13 protein-coding genes and 1 other annotated feature are annotated in these 17,312 nt (G+C 27.2%); all 13 genes read left to right on the top strand.

Annotated elements, in window-relative coordinates; genetic code table 11:
• Positions 1-118: 118 nt before the first annotated feature.
• Positions 119-300: a binding site (T-box leader), on the top strand.
• Between the two features lie 58 nt (positions 301-358).
• The 13 genes from alaS (at position 359) to sigK (ending at position 17,238) form a co-directional block, all read left to right on the top strand.
• A complete protein-coding gene (gene alaS / locus KQI36_RS03085; protein WP_216449565.1) occupies positions 359-3,001 on the top strand; it encodes an alanine--tRNA ligase in 2,643 nt (880 codons plus the stop codon).
• Between the two features lie 108 nt (positions 3,002-3,109).
• Complete coding sequence (locus KQI36_RS03080) at positions 3,110-3,361, top strand: IreB family regulatory phosphoprotein (protein ID WP_010292904.1); 252 nt, start codon at positions 3,110-3,112, stop codon at positions 3,359-3,361.
• A gap of 1,215 nt (positions 3,362-4,576) precedes the next feature.
• Positions 4,577-4,984: a Holliday junction resolvase RuvX gene (gene ruvX / locus KQI36_RS03075; protein ID WP_010292903.1), complete on the top strand. Its 408-nt coding sequence runs from the start codon at positions 4,577-4,579 to the stop codon at positions 4,982-4,984.
• 17 nt (positions 4,985-5,001) lie between these two features.
• The gene (locus KQI36_RS03070; protein ID WP_010292902.1) at positions 5,002-5,253 is read left to right on the top strand and encodes a DUF1292 domain-containing protein; all 252 of its coding nucleotides are present in this window, start codon (positions 5,002-5,004) and stop codon (positions 5,251-5,253) included.
• 224 nt (positions 5,254-5,477) lie between these two features.
• Complete coding sequence (locus KQI36_RS03065) at positions 5,478-5,921, top strand: Fur family transcriptional regulator (protein WP_010292901.1); 444 nt, start codon at positions 5,478-5,480, stop codon at positions 5,919-5,921.
• Between the two features lie 448 nt (positions 5,922-6,369).
• Positions 6,370-8,070, top strand: coding sequence for a ribonuclease J (locus KQI36_RS03060; RefSeq protein WP_026022215.1), 1,701 nt, complete (start codon positions 6,370-6,372; stop codon positions 8,068-8,070).
• Positions 8,071-9,148: 1,078 nt separating this feature from the next.
• Positions 9,149-10,969 (top strand): translational GTPase TypA, encoded by a 1,821-nt coding sequence (typA, locus tag KQI36_RS03055; RefSeq protein WP_010292897.1) that lies wholly within the window; start codon positions 9,149-9,151, stop codon positions 10,967-10,969.
• 27 nt (positions 10,970-10,996) lie between these two features.
• Positions 10,997-11,998, top strand: coding sequence for an endolytic transglycosylase MltG (mltG, locus tag KQI36_RS03050; protein ID WP_216449564.1), 1,002 nt, complete (start codon positions 10,997-10,999; stop codon positions 11,996-11,998).
• A gap of 48 nt (positions 11,999-12,046) precedes the next feature.
• Positions 12,047-12,730 (top strand): O-methyltransferase, encoded by a 684-nt coding sequence (locus KQI36_RS03045; protein ID WP_216449563.1) that lies wholly within the window; start codon positions 12,047-12,049, stop codon positions 12,728-12,730.
• Positions 12,696-13,925: a peptidase U32 family protein gene (locus KQI36_RS03040; protein WP_216449562.1), complete on the top strand. Its 1,230-nt coding sequence runs from the start codon at positions 12,696-12,698 to the stop codon at positions 13,923-13,925. Before KQI36_RS03045 ends, KQI36_RS03040 begins: the two co-directional genes overlap by 35 nt.
• Positions 13,925-14,557, top strand: a complete 633-nt coding sequence (udk, locus tag KQI36_RS03035) for a uridine kinase (protein WP_010292891.1) — start codon at positions 13,925-13,927, stop codon at positions 14,555-14,557. The genes KQI36_RS03040 and udk overlap by 1 nt, the downstream gene beginning before the upstream one ends.
• 63 nt (positions 14,558-14,620) lie before the next feature.
• Positions 14,621-16,312 carry a penicillin-binding transpeptidase domain-containing protein gene (locus KQI36_RS03030; RefSeq protein ID WP_216449561.1) on the top strand — a complete coding sequence of 564 codons (1,692 nt, stop codon included), beginning with the start codon at positions 14,621-14,623 and terminating at the stop codon, positions 16,310-16,312.
• Between the two features lie 215 nt (positions 16,313-16,527).
• Positions 16,528-17,238, top strand: a complete 711-nt coding sequence (gene sigK / locus KQI36_RS03025) for an RNA polymerase sporulation sigma factor SigK (RefSeq protein WP_010292887.1) — start codon at positions 16,528-16,530, stop codon at positions 17,236-17,238.
• The last annotated feature ends 74 nt before the right edge of the window (positions 17,239-17,312 follow it).

The raw sequence follows: 17,312 nt of genomic DNA, 5'->3' as shown, positions 1-17,312 counted from the left end.
ATAATATAGAATATAAAAAGTTACAAATAGAATAATAAATATTAAAAATAAGTTTTTCTTTTATAAAATAGTTGACAAATTAAGCTTTTTTAATATAATGAAAATATAAAAATTTAATATAATGGCAATGATAAGAATTAGTAAATATATTAAGACATTAAGAGAGGAAGTGGTTGGTGAAAACTTCTTGGGAGATATATTGAAGCTGTCTTTGAGCTATATTTAATTAAGAGATATTGAAGATGAAAATAATTGTCATCAATATAATAAGGGTGGTAACGCGGAACTTTCGTCCCTTCTTAGGGAAAGAAGTTCTATTTTTTTTACAGAAAAACAAATTATTTGAGGAGGAAAAGATATGAAAAACATGACCGTAAATGAAATAAGAGAATCTTATTTAAGCTTTTTTGAAGGTAAGGAACACTTAAGATTAGAAAGTTTTCCATTAGTACCTAAAAGTGATAAAAGCTTATTATTAATAAATGCAGGAATGGCTCCATTAAAGCCGTATTTCACTGGAATTCAAACACCGCCATCTACTAGAGTTACAACATGCCAAAAATGTATAAGAACAGGGGATATTGAAAATGTAGGGAAAACTTCAAGACATGGTACATTTTTTGAGATGCTTGGTAACTTTTCTTTTGGAGACTATTTTAAAGGAGAGGTTATTCCATGGGCATGGGAGTATATAACAAAAGTTTTACAAATACCAAAAGATAGGTTATATGTAACAATACATTTAAATGATGACGAAGCTTTTGAAATATGGACTTCAAAAACAGATGTTGATCCAAGTCGTATATTTAGATTAGGTGCAGATAACTTCTGGGAAATAGGAGTAGGTCCTTGTGGTCCATCTTCTGAAATACATTTTGATAGAAATCCAGAGCTTGGACAAGTTAAAGATGCAGAAGAATTTGTAATGGCATCAGATAATGATAGAATAATTGAGTTTTGGAATTTGGTATTTACTCAATTTGATAAAGATGAAGAAGGTAATTATAATAAATTAGATCATCCTAATATAGATACAGGAATGGGACTTGAGAGAATAGCTACTATAATGCAAGGTGTTGACAATATATTTGAAATTGACACTATGAAAGCTATAGTAGATAGAGTTTGTGAAATGTCAAATAGAAAATATAAAGAAAATGCACAAGAAGATATTTCTATAAGAATAATAACAGATCATGTTAGAAGTGTAACATTTATGATTAGTGACGGAATATTACCTTCAAATGAAGGAAGAGGATATGTACTTAGAAGACTTTTAAGAAGAGCAGCTAGACACGGTAGATTGTTAGGGATAAAAGATATATTCCTAAGTGAACTTTGTGATGTAGTAATAAAAACTTCTAAAGGTGAATACAAAGAGTTAGAAAAAAAAGCTGATTATATTAAAAAAGTAATTAAACTAGAAGAAGAAAGATTTAGTGAAACTATAGACTCTGGTATGGATATATTAAAATCATATATAGAAGAATTAGAAAAAAATAATGAAAATATCTTAAAAGGTGAAAAAGCATTTAAGTTATATGATACTTATGGGTTCCCAATAGAACTTACAGAAGAGATCTTAGATGAGAAAGACTTAAAAGTAGATATAGATGGTTTTAATAAAGAGATGCAAAGCCAAAGGGAGAGAGCAAGAAATGCTAGAGGCGACTCAAATTATATGGGAAATGAAGACATTATAACAAATAAAATAGATAAAGATATAAAAACTTCTTTTGTTGGATATAATAAATTAATAGATGAGTCAGAAGTGAGAGTACTGATAAATGGTAATGAGTTTGTATCTTCACTTGAAAAGGGAGATAAAGGGGTTATCGTTACAACTGAAACTCCATTCTATGCTGAAATGGGAGGTCAAGTTGGAGATAAAGGTACTATAACTTGTGAAAACTTTAAAGCTATAGTTTATGATTGTAAGAAAAATATTTCTGGGAAAATACTTCATTTTGTAAAAGTTATTGAAGGTGAAATTAGTGTTGGAAATAAAGTTAAGCTTTCAGTAGATGAAGAAAGAAGAAATAAAATATGTAAAAACCATACTGCAACCCATATGTTGCATGAGACTTTAAAAGAGATTTTAGGTGATCATGTAAATCAAAGTGGTTCATATGTTGATGATAGTAGACTGAGATTTGACTTTACACATTTTTCAGCAATGACGGCAGATGAGATTAAAAAAGTTGAAAATAGATTGAATGAAGAAATAATGAAAGTTTATAATGTATCTACTGATGTTATGACTATAGAAGAAGCAAAACAAAGTGGTGCAGTTGCATTATTTGATGATAAGTATTCAGAAGATGTAAGAGTTGTTTCTGTAGATGAATTTAGTAAGGAACTTTGTGGAGGAACTCATGTTAAAAATTCTGGTGAAATAGGATTATTTAAAATTTTAAGTGAAAATGGAGTAGCAGCTGGAATCAGAAGAATAGAAGCAACAACTGGTGAAGAATCTGTAAAATTTGTTGAAGAAAAAAATGAATTATTAAAAGATGTTGCATCAATGTTAAAGTGTACAGAAAAAGATTTATTAAATAAAGTTCAAGGATTACTTCAAGAAATAAAAGAAAAAGAGAAGGAAGTTCAAGGTTTAAAAAATAAATTATCAAGTGGATTAGAAGATGAATTATTAAGTTTAGTAGAAGAATGTAATGGAGTAAAAACATTAGTTGCTGCAGTAAAAGACATAGATGGAGATGGATTAAGAAGCCTTGCAGACAAATTAAGAGACAAACTTCAAAGTGGAGTAGTTGTTCTTGGAAGTGCATCAAATAATAAAGTTCAATTTGTAGCTATGGCAACAAAAGATGTAACATCAAATGGAATTCATTGTGGAAAAATAATAAAAGAAGCAGCTACAGTAGCTGGTGGCGGCGGCGGTGGAAGACCAGATATGGCTCAAGCTGGTGGAAAACTACCTGAAAAATTAGATGAGGCAATTAATAAAGCTAAGGCAGTAATAGAAAGTTCTGTTAAATAGTGTACTTTTTACTTCCGATGATTTATAATATATATAACAATTATGAGAGTATAACTTTTTAAGTTCTACTCTCTATAATCCATATGGATAAGAAAGAGGGCGATTATAATGGATAACCAAAATACAGTTCAGTTTGATGGAGTAAGAGATAAGAAAGATATGACTAAGATGATATTGACTGACGTATATGATGCCTTAAAAGAAAAAGGTTATAATCCTGTTAATCAACTAGTAGGATATTTAATTTCAGGAGATCCAACATATATTACAAATTATAATGGAGCAAGAGCATTGGTTAGTAAACTAGAGAGAGACGATATATTAGAGGAAGTTTTAAAAGCTTATCTAGATATAAAATAAAAATGCCTTATTGGCATTTTTATTTTAATTTTTTAATGAAACTAATATAGTAATAGAATGATATACTATATGGTTAGGTTTGCAAAATACATATAGCTAAACCTCGTATAAAGTTTATGGTTTTCTGCATATTAAATCATATGAAACTTACCAAAAACAGCTTAGTATATAGTGAAAATTATAATGTATAAAAAATATTTAAAAAAACATATATTTTAGAGAAATAGTTAATAACTATTAAATAATTAATTATACATATTTATTTTTATAAATTAATTTTATATAATAAAGTAAAATTAAATTTACTTCACTTAAAATTATGTATTATATAGATGAAAAATGGCTAAGATCTTTTATTATAGCTATAAAAAGAGTGAATTTTAAAATTTTAATAAAACCACAATTTATAATTATATTTGTATAGGAATAAAAGTTCCAGTTAAAAATATACATAAAATCATTATTATATAGAAAATAAAAGAATTTTAATAAATATCAATAATACAATATATTGTTTTGTTTAATTGAAGCATTTTGATTTAAAGAGGCATAAATTGAACTTAAATATGGAGAAGTATAATTATAGTGTGTAAGTATTAAAATAAAAACTTAATTCATAGAGCTTTTAAAATCCTAAAGTATAATCCTATAGTGAAATTTTATTAGAGAATATGTATGATAACAATTTCACATTAAGATCTATTCAATAACTTTAAAATGTTTTTATACCAAATTAAGTATTGAATTTAAAAGGTAAGAAAGTACCCAATTATTTTAGGTGTTTAAGCTTTGAAAGAAATAATTTTAAGAGTAAAACTAAAGCATTAAAAGTAAATAAAAATTTTAAATTTTATCATAATATAAACATATTTAAAAATATGAGCATTTGATTTTATATAATTATTAATATATATTAAATATATTAGGGAAGTAAAAACATATGCAAAAATATTGCCTTATGAGAAATATGTTTAATTTGCAAATGAAAATATGATGTGTGAAATTTCTATACTTTTAAAGATTAATTTTACAATTAAAATAGTTTTGGCAATATGTTAAGTTTAGAGCGGAAAATTATTTAAAATAGTTTATTTATTATTAACATATAAAGAGTATAAGTTTTAAAACGTTAATTTGAAATTTACGTTTAATTTTAAAGAAAAATATGTGTTTTATAGATTTTTATATCTAAAACATGATTAGGAGACTAAAATGATGAGAATATTAGGATTAGATGTAGGGGATAGAACTATTGGAGTTGCAATAAGTGATCCCTTAGGTTTTACAGCCCAAGGAATAACTACAATTAAAAGAAAAGGGCTAGAATATGATATGAATGAGTTAATGAAAATATGTGATGAATATAGTGTTGAAAAAATTGTTTCAGGTCTTCCTAAAAATATGAATGGTACTGTTGGAGAACAAGGTGAAAAAGTGAAGCAATTTTGCGAAGAGTTAAAAAAACATACAGATAAACCAATAATATTTTGGGATGAACGTTTAACAACAGTAGCAGCACATAGAGTTATGCTAGAAGCAGATTTATCAAGAAGTAAAAGAAAAAAATTAGTAGATAAAATTGCAGCTACTTACATATTACAAGGATATCTAGATAGTATATAAAAAAGGAGAGAATGAATATGGAAAATAAAATGGAAACAATAATGTTAATGGACGAAAACGGAAATGAAATAGAATTTGAAATTGTTGTAAAATTAGATATAGAGGATAAAGAGTATGTTATAGTTACACCAGTTGAATCTGATGAAGAATATGATGTAGCCTTAAGAATAGAGGAAAGTGAAGACGGAGAACTTGTACTAGTGCCAGTTGAAGAGGATGATGAATTAGCTTTAATTTCAGAAGCATATGAGGCACTAGAGTTAGAATAATAAAAGAGCATTATCATTTGAAAATTAATATCTTTGTAATAATGAAGATTTCTTTTAATATTAAATTTGTAGAATAAAGGTAAGTACTAGTTTTGTTAGTTGTAGAGGAGTTAAGATAGTTTAGCTTCTTAAATGAAATTTTCATTCATTGAAATTATCATATTAGAAAGATTTACCTATCTGTGAAATATAAATTATTTTAGAGAGGATGTAATATTTTGAGTATGTCTCATGAGAAAATTGAAGATTTAAAAGAGGTTTTAAAAGAAAAAGGATATAAATTAACTCCTCAAAGAAGGGCTATATTAAATGGCATAATAAACAGTGAAGGTAGTCATTTAACTGCAGAGGAGTTATATGACTTAGTAAGAATTGATTGTCCAGAGATAGGACTAGCAACAGTTTATAGAACAGTTCAACTTCTAGAAGAAATGGGAGTTGTTTGTAAGCTTGATTTAGATGATGGTAGAAGTAGATATGAGCTTTGTCAAGGTGATGATAATCATCAACATCATCATTTAATATGCAATGATTGCAATAAAGTTATTGAAGTTCAAGGGGATTTACTTGACGAAATAGAAGAAGTAATAGAAAAAAAATATAAGTTTAAAATAGAAAATCATAGTTTGAAATTTTATGGATTGTGTGAAGACTGTAATAAAGAATAAATGACAAATTAAGATTTTTCATATTTTAGAAATTATTAATTTAGTTAGGAAAAGATATATGGAGAATAAAAATATACCGAATAATAAAACTACTGATGAAAATAAAGTAGTACAGAATAAAGCGATTCATGAAGATAAGGTAGTGAATAATAAGGTTAAAAATAGAGTCGGTTCTAATGGAGGGTTTAAAAAATATAAAAAACCTTATAGAACGTATAACAAAATAAGTGATAAAGAAGAAAATGTGACTGAAAAGGCAGGGAAAATTAAAACTGATAATGTAAACATAAGCAATAGAAAAAAAACTGACGATAATTTAGTAGAGAAAAAACAGTTTAAAAACTCATTGCCAAAGGTAAAAAAAGATACAGTTACAAAAAATAACATTAAAGCTAATAAAGATATGACTAATAAAGACTTAACAGAAAATGAAAATAAAAAAGTGTATATGAAAAAAAATAAAGAAAAAGGAGGGGAGAAAGTGCGAAAAGAGAAAGATAAGATAAAAATTATACCTCTTGGAGGCTTTAACGAGATTGGAAAAAATCTTACTGTTATTGAGTATAAAAATGATATAGTTATAGTTGATTGCGGTTTAAAGTTTCCAGATGATGACATGCTAGGTATAGATGTTGTAATACCGGATGTCACTTATCTTTTGAAAAATAAAGATAGGGTTAAAGGCATATTTTTAACGCATGGTCACGAGGATCATATAGGGGCATTACCATATATATTAAAACAAATAAATGTACCTGTATACGGAACTAAACTAACTTTAGGTATTGTTCAAATAAAACTTAAAGAACATGGTATTTTAAGTACAGTTGATTTAAAATATATAAAACCTAAAGATATAGTTAAACTTGATAATGTATCAGTAGAGTTTATAAGAACTAGTCATAGTATAGCTGATTCAGTTGCTATAGCAATTCACACTCCAGTAGGAGTAGTGCTTCATACTGGAGACTTTAAAATAGATTACACACCAATAGATGGCTGTGTAGCAGATTTAGCAAGATTTGCAGAACTTGGTAAAAAAGGTGTAACAGTAATGTTAGCTGATAGTACTAATGTTGAACGACCAGGGTATACAATGTCAGAAAGTACAGTGGGAGAAAGCTTTGAAAACATATTCTTTTCAGCTAAAGGAAGAATAATAGTAGCTACATTTGCTTCTAATATTCATAGAATACAGCAAATAATTCAAGCTGCAAGTAAGTATGGAAGAAAAGTAGCTGTTTCAGGAAGAAGTATGGAAAATATAATGGCAGTAGCTATAGAACTTGGATATATCAAAATTGATAAAGAAACATTAATAAATGTTGATGCTATATCTAAGTACAATGATAACCAAGTTGCTATAATTACTACTGGAAGCCAAGGAGAACCTATGTCAGCGCTTTCAAGAATGGCAGCATCAGAGCATAAAAAAGTAAACATACAAGAAGGAGATACTGTCATAATATCAGCAACACCAATACCTGGAAATGAAAAACTAGTTTCTAAAGTTATAAATCAATTGTTTAAAAAGGGTGCAGATGTTATATATGAGGCATTAGCTGATGTTCATGTATCAGGGCATGCTTGTCAGGAAGAACTGAAATTAATGCATACATTAGTTAAACCTAAGTTTTTTATACCTGCTCATGGAGAATACAGACATTTAAAACAACATGGTGAACTTGCTGTTAAACTAGGTATGCCTGAAAGAAATGTATACTTAGGAGAAAATGGTGATGTTATTGAACTCTCAAGAGATTCTATAAGAAAAGTGTCATCTGTTACATCAGGTCAGGTATTTGTAGATGGATTAGGTGTAGGTGATGTAGGTAATATAGTTTTAAGGGATAGAAAGCATCTATCACAAGATGGAATACTTACAGTAGTTGTTACAATTGAAAAAGATACATGTACAGTTATAGCAGGTCCAGATATAATCTCAAGAGGATTTGTATACGTTAGAGAATCTGAAGATTTAATGGATGGAGCAAGAGAACTGGTTAAACAGGTGTTAAAGGAATGTGAAGAAAATAAAATTAAAGAATGGCCAACTATAAAAGGTAATATAAGAGAAGTATTAAGAGGATATCTTTATGAAAAAACTAAAAGAAGACCTATGATATTACCTATAATAATGGAAGTTTAAAAAAATAAGCTGTATGAAAATAGAAAGAGTTTCTATTTTTATACAGTTTTAGTTTTGTAATAAGTATTATGAATTTTAAAGGCTAATTAGATATATATAAGTGTAAATCTAAGTGAAAAAATAAAAATTATAGTATTAAAAATAATAAATTAAAATACTTATATTTTTGGAACTTTATAGTTTCAAAAAATATGAATTGATAGTGAATTGATTATATAGAAATAAAACTTAACTAGAAAATAAAATTTTATAAAAAGTCATATTGAAAATAGTAGTTAATAATTATCAAATGCAAATTTGAATAAAAAAAATCATAATTACATTCAAAAAGAAAAAATAAAATTAAAAGTTCGAAAAAAGAATGAAGAAATATAGAAAAAATCAAATTTGAAATTATAAATTAAAAAAATAATTTACATATGAGATAATTAAAATATTAAATATTTATATTGAAAATAAAAAAATAGTTTTTATATTAAATAAATAAGAAAACTAATAATATTATTAGTTATAAAAAAATATATAAAAACATAATAAAAAATTGAAATCTAACTTAAATTTTTATGATAATTATGTTAAAAAATAAAGTGAAGGTTTATTTTAAATACAATTCTTAAAGAATTAGCAATATAATTAATTATAATAAAAGAAATACTTTAAAGTATAAAAAGTAATAAAAGATTAATGGAAATATTGTAAAAAAAATCAAAAAAAATTTAACTAAAATTTAGCTAATTGAATAAATATATATATTAAAATTTCTTTGAAAGTTATTAAATGATTTATTGTTAATAAAATTAATTGTAAAAGTGTGACTTGAAACAGTTGTATTGTGTATTTTAGTTGAATTTTATGTAAAATTAGAATAAAATTAATTGATAATGTATAATAAAATATTTTTTGTCAAAAATTTATATGTAAGAAGAAATTTAGAACTTAATATAAACATTACAACATTGACTTTTATTAAACATAATATTAGAATAGGTATAGTTAATTTAAATTGGGTACAAGAGCCGTATCCAATTTTATTTTGTACGTGATTTGTAGAAAAAAGAAGAAATTTGGAGGAAATTTAATGGATAAAATAACTAGAGATGATATAAGAAATATAGCTATAATAGCTCACGTTGACCATGGTAAAACAACATTAGTTGATGCGCTATTAAGACAAAGTAAAGTTTTTAGAGATAATGAGAAAGTTCAAGAAAGAGTAATGGATTCAAATGACTTAGAGAAAGAAAGAGGAATCACTATTCTTTCTAAAAATACAGCAGTTCATTATGGAGATGTAAAAATCAACATTATAGATACACCTGGACATGCTGACTTCGGTGGAGAAGTTGAGAGGGTTTTAAAAATGGTAGATAGCGTTCTACTAGTTGTAGACTCTTATGAAGGTGCAATGCCACAAACTAAGTTCGTTCTTAAAAAAGCTTTAGAGCTTGAATTAAAACCAATAGTTGTAATAAACAAAATAGATAAACCAAATGAAAGAGCAGCTGAAGTTATAGATGAAGTGTTTGACCTATTTGTTGAGCTTGGAGCTTCAGATGAACAATTAGATTTTACTGTAATATATGCTTCTGCTAGAGATGGAATTGCTAAAGCAGAATTAGAAGATGAATCAGATAATATGGAAGCTTTATTTAAAGCTATAATTGAACACGTAGATCCGCCAAAAGGATATGTAGATATGCCATTACAAATGCTAGTAACATCTTTAGATTACAACGAGTATGTTGGAAAAATTGGTATAGGTAAAGTTGAAAGAGGTACTGTAAAGAAAAATCAAACTGTAGCAGTAATGAGAAAAGATGGTACAGTGAAAAATGTTAAAGTATCTAACGTATATACATATAATGGATTAAAAAGAGAAGAGACTGAAGAAGCTAAATTAGGTGATATAGTTGCAGTATCAGGAATTGCAGATATAAATATAGGGGAAACAATAGCAGATGCACAAAATCCGGAGGCACTTCCATTCGTAGAAATAGATGAGCCAACATTAAGCATGAACTTTATTGTTAATAATTCTCCATTTGCAGGTCAAGATGGTGAATTTGTAACATCTAGACACTTAAGAGATAGACTTATGAAAGAACTTGAAACAAACGTAAGTTTAAAAGTTGAAGAAACTGATTCAGCTGATTCATTTAAAGTAAGCGGAAGAGGAGAACTTCACCTATCAATATTAATAGAAACTATGAGAAGAGAAGGATATGAGTTCCAAGTTTCTAAACCAACAGTTATATTTAAAAGCGAAAATGGAAAGAAATTAGAGCCAATAGAGCACTTAACAATAGATGTTCCAGAAGAATTCATGGGAGTAGTTATGGAAAAGCTAGGACCTAGAAAAGCAGAAATGCTAAATATGACTAGTGCTATAAATGGATATACAAGACTTGAATTCACAGTACCATCAAGAGGTCTTATAGGATTCAGAAACGAATTTATGACTGATACAAAAGGTAATGGTATAATGAATAGTATATTAGAAGGCTATGAACCATTTAAAGGTGAAATTCCTGAGAGAAGCAGGGGATCATTAGTTGTATTTGAAAATGGAGAATCTGTAACTTACGGATTAGTTAATGCTCAAGAAAGAGGAGTATTATTTATAGGAGCTGGAATTCCTGTATATCAAGGAATGGTAGTTGGAGAATGTTCAAGAAATGAAGATATAGAAGTTAATGTTTGTAAGAAAAAACATCTTTCAAATACAAGAGCATCTGGTTCTGATGAAGCATTAAAATTAATAACACCAAGAGATATGTCATTAGAACAATGTTTAGAGTTTATAGCTTCAGATGAATTAGTAGAAGTTACACCAAACAACATAAGATTAAGAAAAAGAATTTTAGACCCAGCAATGAGAAAAAGAGCGGCAAAAAAATAAATAATAGAATAATAATGGGGTGAGTCTGTGAAAAAAGGTGTTATTATATCTAGTTTATGCCTAGTGGGGATATTAGTATTAGGAGGAGTCTTTTATAGTCATACTATAAAAGACCCTTTTAAAACAAATGAAGATTTTGTAATTGAGGTACAACAGGGGGATAATTTATATAGTGTTATATCACGATTAAAAGATGAAGGCAAATTGAAAAATGTAATAATTCCTAAAATCTATATAAAAAGTTTGGAAAATAAACCAGATATTAAACCAGGTGAATACAAAATAAATAAAAATAGTTCCTTAAAAGAATTTTTATCAGTTTTAGAGGATGCTACTTTAGATCAGAGTAAAGTTCAAATTACAATTCCAGAGGGGTATGATATAACCCAAATAGCGTCACTTTTACAGGAAAAAGGTATAATAGAAAAAGAAATTTTCTTAGAATCATTTAAGAATTATACTGTTCCAACATATATAAAAGCCGATAATAAAGTGAAATATTCTATGGAAGGATTTCTATTTCCAGATACATATACTTTTAAAAAAGGAAGTAGTGGAGAAGAAATCATAAAAATTATGAACGACAGGTTTAATGAAGAAATAGAGGGAATTACAAATGATAAAAAACTTTCAGATGAGGAACTGTACAAAATAGTTACTATGGCATCTATAGTTGAAAGAGAAGCTAGCAACCCAGAAGAAAGGGATGTTGTAGCATCAGTTTTTTATAATAGGATAAATAAAAATATGAAATTTCAATCATGTGCTACAGTACAATATGCATTAGGTGAACACAAAGAAAAATTGTATGAAAAAGATTTAACGGTAGAATCTCCTTATAATACATATTTAGTTGATGGTATGCCAATAGGACCTATAAGCAACCCAGGCAGAGAGTCTTTAAAAGCAGCAATTAATCCTAAATCAACTAACTATTTGTATTTTGTATCAAATAATGACGGAACACATTTTTTTACAGATGATTACAATGAATTTTTAAAAGTTAAAGAAAAAACCCAAGGTTTTTAAAAAAATATTTAGTCTATTATTAACAATCTAAGAAGATGGAGGATATTTATGAGTGGAGTTACTTATGAATACATGGAAAATTATTTAAGAAGTCTTATCCCTGATGATATAGGTATTTTAAAAGAAATGCATGACTTTGCAATGGAAAATAAAGTGCCAATAATTCAAAAGGAAGGGGCTAAGTTTTTACAATTTATGGTTAACTTTAAAAGGCCTAAAAAGATTTTAGAACTTGGAACTGCCATAGGTTACTCCTCTATTTTAATGAATTTAGCATCAGGAGGTAGTTGTGAAATTACGACTATTGAAAGAGATGAAAATATGTTAAAAATAGCAAGTGAAAATATAGAAAAGTATGGTTTACAAGATAAGATAACAGTGCTTCCAGGAGATTGTTTAGAAGTTTTAGAAAAGCTAAATGATAAATATGATATGATATTTATGGATGCAGGGAAGGGCCATTACAATCATTTTTTACCTCATTGCTTAAGATTATTAGAAAAAGATGGTATAATTGTTGCAGATAATGTTCTTTTTAGAGGAATGGTAGCCTGTGATGATCTTGTTAAAAGAAGAAAAATAACTATAGTTAAGAGGATGAGAAGTTACTTGGATATGGTTTCAAGTGATGAAAGCTTAGTAACAACAGTAATACCAATGGGCGATGGTATTGCACTTACTGTAAGGAGGAATGAAAATGATAAGACCAGAGATATTAGCTCCAGCAGGTAATTTAGAGAAACTAAAAACTGCTATAAACTTTGGCGCAGATGCAGTATATTTAGGTGGGAGTAAGCTAAACTTAAGGGCATTTGCAGATAATTTTTCCAATGAAGAGTTAAAAGAGGGTATAAAATATGCTCATGACAGAGAGAAAAAAGTTTATGTGACATTAAATGTTTTTCCTCATAATGAAGACTTAGAAGGCTTAGAAGAATATCTTAAAGAACTTTATGAGTTAGGAACTGATGCTATAATTGTTTCAGATCCAGGAATTATCATGACTGCAAGAGAAGTTGTACCAGAGTTAGAAATACATTTAAGTACTCAAGCTAATAATGTAAATTATAAGTCTGCTATATTCTGGCATAAACAAGGAGTTAAAAGAATAGTTTTAGCAAGAGAATTAACTCTAGAAGAAGTTACAGATATTAAAAATAAAATACCAGAAAGTTTAGATTTAGAAATATTTGTACATGGTTCTATGTGTATGTCTTATTCGGGTAGATGTTTATTATCAAATTATATGACAGGAAGAGATTCTAACAGAGGTGCCTGTGCTCAGCCTTGTAGATACAAATATAAGCTTGTTGAAGAAAAACGAAATGAAGAATATTTTCCTATAATGGAAGATGATAGAGGAACGTACATAATGAATTCAAAAGATTTATGTATGATAGAGTATATTCCTGAGCTTGTTAAAACTGGTTCAGTTTCATTGAAAATTGAAGGCAGGATGAAGAGTGCTTATTATGTTGCAACTGTAGTTAAAGCTTACAAAGAAGCTTTAGATACATATATGAAAGATCCAGAAGGGTATAAGTTTAATCCTAAGTGGTTACAGCAATTAGATAGACCAAGTCACCGAAAATATTATACAGGATTCTATTTAGGAGATAAGGATAGTCAAATATATGAATCTTCTTCATATATTAGAAATTATGACATAATTGGAATAGTAAAAGATTTTAATAAAGAAGAAGGTATAGCAACTATAGAACAAAGAAACAAAGTTTTTGATAATGATACTGTAGAAGTCTTAAGACCTGTTGGTGATAATATAGAAGTTAAATTGACAGAAATGGAAGATGAAAATGGTAAAAAAATAGAGTCAGCACCTAGTGCACAAATGATATTTAATGTGAAAGTTGATACTGAATTAGAAAAAAATGACATACTTATAAAGGCCAAGGAGGAAAAAAAGTAATGAGCCGACCAGTTTTAATAGGAATTACCGGCGGAACGGGTTCTGGAAAGAGTACTATTGCAAAGGAAATATATAAAAAGTTTGGAGAAAATTGCATAGCAATGATAGAGCAAGATTCTTATTATAAAGATCAAAGTCATTTAACTCCAGAAGAAAGAGTTAAAACTAACTATGATCATCCAAATGCATTTGATACAGAACTATTAATTCAGCAATTACAAAGTCTTATAAATGGAGAGAGCGTAGAAAAACCAATATATGATTTTGAAATTCATAATAGAAAAAGTGATGAAACAGTAAGAGTTGAATCAAGAGATATAATTATTGTTGAAGGAATATTAGTTCTTCAAGAAAAAAATCTAAGAGATATGTTAGATATAAAAATATATGTAGACACTGATGCAGATGTTAGATTCATAAGAAGAATGGTAAGAGATGTTAAAGAAAGAGGAAGAACAATAGATTCTGTTATAACTCAATATTTAACAGTTGTAAAGAAAATGCATGAAGAATTTACTGAGAACACTAAAAAATATGCAGATATAGTAATTCCAGAAGGTGGCCATAATAAAGTTGCCATAGATATAATAAATGCTAATATAGATCAAATATTACAACAAAAAAATAATTAACATTAATTAGGAATAGAACACTTTACTATAGTCAATAATTTGATTATGGTGAGGTGTTTTTTTATGAGAAGAAAAAGAAAAGTAAAGAAAATTTATAGTTATAAAAAATACGATTTGAAAAAAACTATTAAAAATAGAACGTATATAGTAACAATAGTATTTACCGCCATATATTTAGGATTAATATGTAGGTTATATTATATTCAAAATTATAAAGATAATACCTATGCTGTCATGGCAGATAAACAATATTATTATGAAGAAAAGATAAGTAATATAAATTATAAACTATTAGGTAGAAATAATGAGGAATTGTTTAATTATGAAAATAAATATTATATAGTTGTAGATCCTATGACATTTATAAATATGAATAATAATACTGATGATAATAGTATTAAAACTGTAATGTATATATTGAGAAATTATGATAAAGAATATGATTTGTATCAAATACCTTATATGGATAAAAATAAAAAATATACTTATGAAGTAGATAAAGAAACTTATGAAAAAATTAAAAATTATACCGATGTAAATGGAGTTTATGGATATATAAGTAAAGATGCATTAATAGAGAAAAATTGGAAGCTAGAAAATATTATAGCATCTCCTAAGAATTATGATGATGAAGAATTTAAGGATAAAGATTCTCTTGAAATAAAAGTATATAATATGATTAAAAATAATAAATTTCCAAAAGTAGTTTATGAAAAAAATGTAGATGGTAAAATAATAAGTGAGAAATTTATTGAATCTAATGAAAATATAAATGTTAAACTGACTATTAATAAGAATGCTGAAACCTTAATAGAAAATATCTTAAAGGATAATTTATTAAAAAAATATCCTCAAGTAGGTGTATGTTTAGTAGAAAGTAGTACAGGAGAAGTCCTCTCTATGTGCCAAAAAAATGATAACATTTCCAATGTAAACATAGGTGTTCCAAGTAGTAATGGATTTTTAGTTGGATCTGTATTTAAAACTATTGTATTAGAGGGAGTATTAGATAGAGAGAGACACTCATTAAAAGAAAATCTTGATATCAAACATATATTTCCTAAAAGTAATGAACATAAAAGCAGATATAATTTAAGTGAAGCATATTTATATTCATCTAATGATATTTTTGCTCAATTAGGTTGGGATTTAGGCAGTGATACTATGATTAGTTATGCTGAAAAACAAGGGTTAACAAGTAAAGTTTTAGGATTATCAGACGAAAAATGTGGAACATTTGACAATATTGATGATAAAGAAAATATAGGTTTTATAACTAATACATCTATAGGCCAAACTTTAAGAACAACACCAATAGCATTAACATCTATTCCAAGTGTAGTAGTTAATGATGGGATTTATATAAAACCTAATATAATAAAGGGGTATGTAGATAATGCAAATAATGTAATTCAAAATGATGAAGTAGAAAAAAAACAAGTAATAAATGAGAAAACAGCTAATTTACTAGAAAAAGAAATGATTAAAGTAATAAAATCTACAGATGGAACAGGAAGAAATGCAGATGTTAAAGGTATAAATATGGGTGGTAAAACTGGAACAACTGAGTATTTTATTAAAGGAAAAGAATACTCAGATGGATGGTTCGCAGGTTTTTTTCAGTATAAAAACAAGTATTATTCATTAGTAGTATTTATACCTGAAATAGATATCAAAGAGGATGCAGGTGGAAGAACTTCTGCATTAGTGTTTAAAAAAATAGTAGAAGAGTTAACAAGTAAAGAAATTTTATAAATTAGAAAGACAGTTTAAAAAATAATTAATAATTTTATTTTTAAACTGTTTTTTTATGTGTATAAGTAAAAATATGTACTAATTTGTAGAAAGTTAATTTATGAGTGTAAAATGAAAAATATTTCAAATTAATTTTAAAATTTTTTAAGGTGGACAGGCTACTTTTTAATATAACCATCATATTATTATAATAAGCACTATTAGGGGGAACAACTATGGTTTTCTTCAATTGGTTTCTTAATGTAATTGGAGAAGTTACATTACTGACAGCTTATGTATCTGGAAGTAGTTCTTTTCCGCAGCCGTTAAATGACAAGGAAGAAAAAATTTACTTACAAAGATTTAAGGAGGGAGATTTAGAAGCTAAAAATGTTCTAGTAGAAAGAAACTTAAGGCTGGTAGCTCATATAGTAAAAAAATATTCATTTCCAGGAAAAGAAGTAGATGATTTGATTTCTATAGGTACAGTAGGCTTAATAAAAGCTATCGATTCTTTCGATATGTCAAAAGGAACAAGACTTGCAACTTATGCAGCAAGGTGTATAGAAAATGAAATATTGATGTTAATTAGAAATAATAAAAAGACGAAAGGCGAAGTATATCTTCAAGACCCAATAGGTGTAGATAAAGAAGGCAATGAAATTTCATTGATGGATATATTAAGTAGCGATAAGGATTCTATTGCAGATATAGTTGAAAATAAGATACAAGTTAAAAAACTTTATTCAAAGATTAATACAACATTGCAAGAACGAGAACGGCTAATAATAGAAATGAGATATGGACTTATAGATGGTAAATCAAAAACACAAAGGGAGATTGCTCAAATATTAGGAATATCAAGGTCATATGTATCCAGAATAGAAAAACGAGCATTGAAAAAACTATTAAAGGAATTAAATAGTTCGGAAAAACAGAAAAAATAATCTGATAAACTAAATTAATTTAGAGTGTATATTTATTAAAAATATTTTATATTTATAATGAAACTATGAAGTCA

The sequence above is a fragment of the Clostridium senegalense genome (assembly GCF_018916625.1).
GTDB classification, from domain to species: Bacteria; Bacillota; Clostridia; order Clostridiales; family Clostridiaceae; genus Clostridium_J; species Clostridium_J senegalense.
The sequence above is the reverse complement of the archived record's forward strand: the minus strand, read 5'-3'. Positions and strand labels throughout refer to the sequence as shown.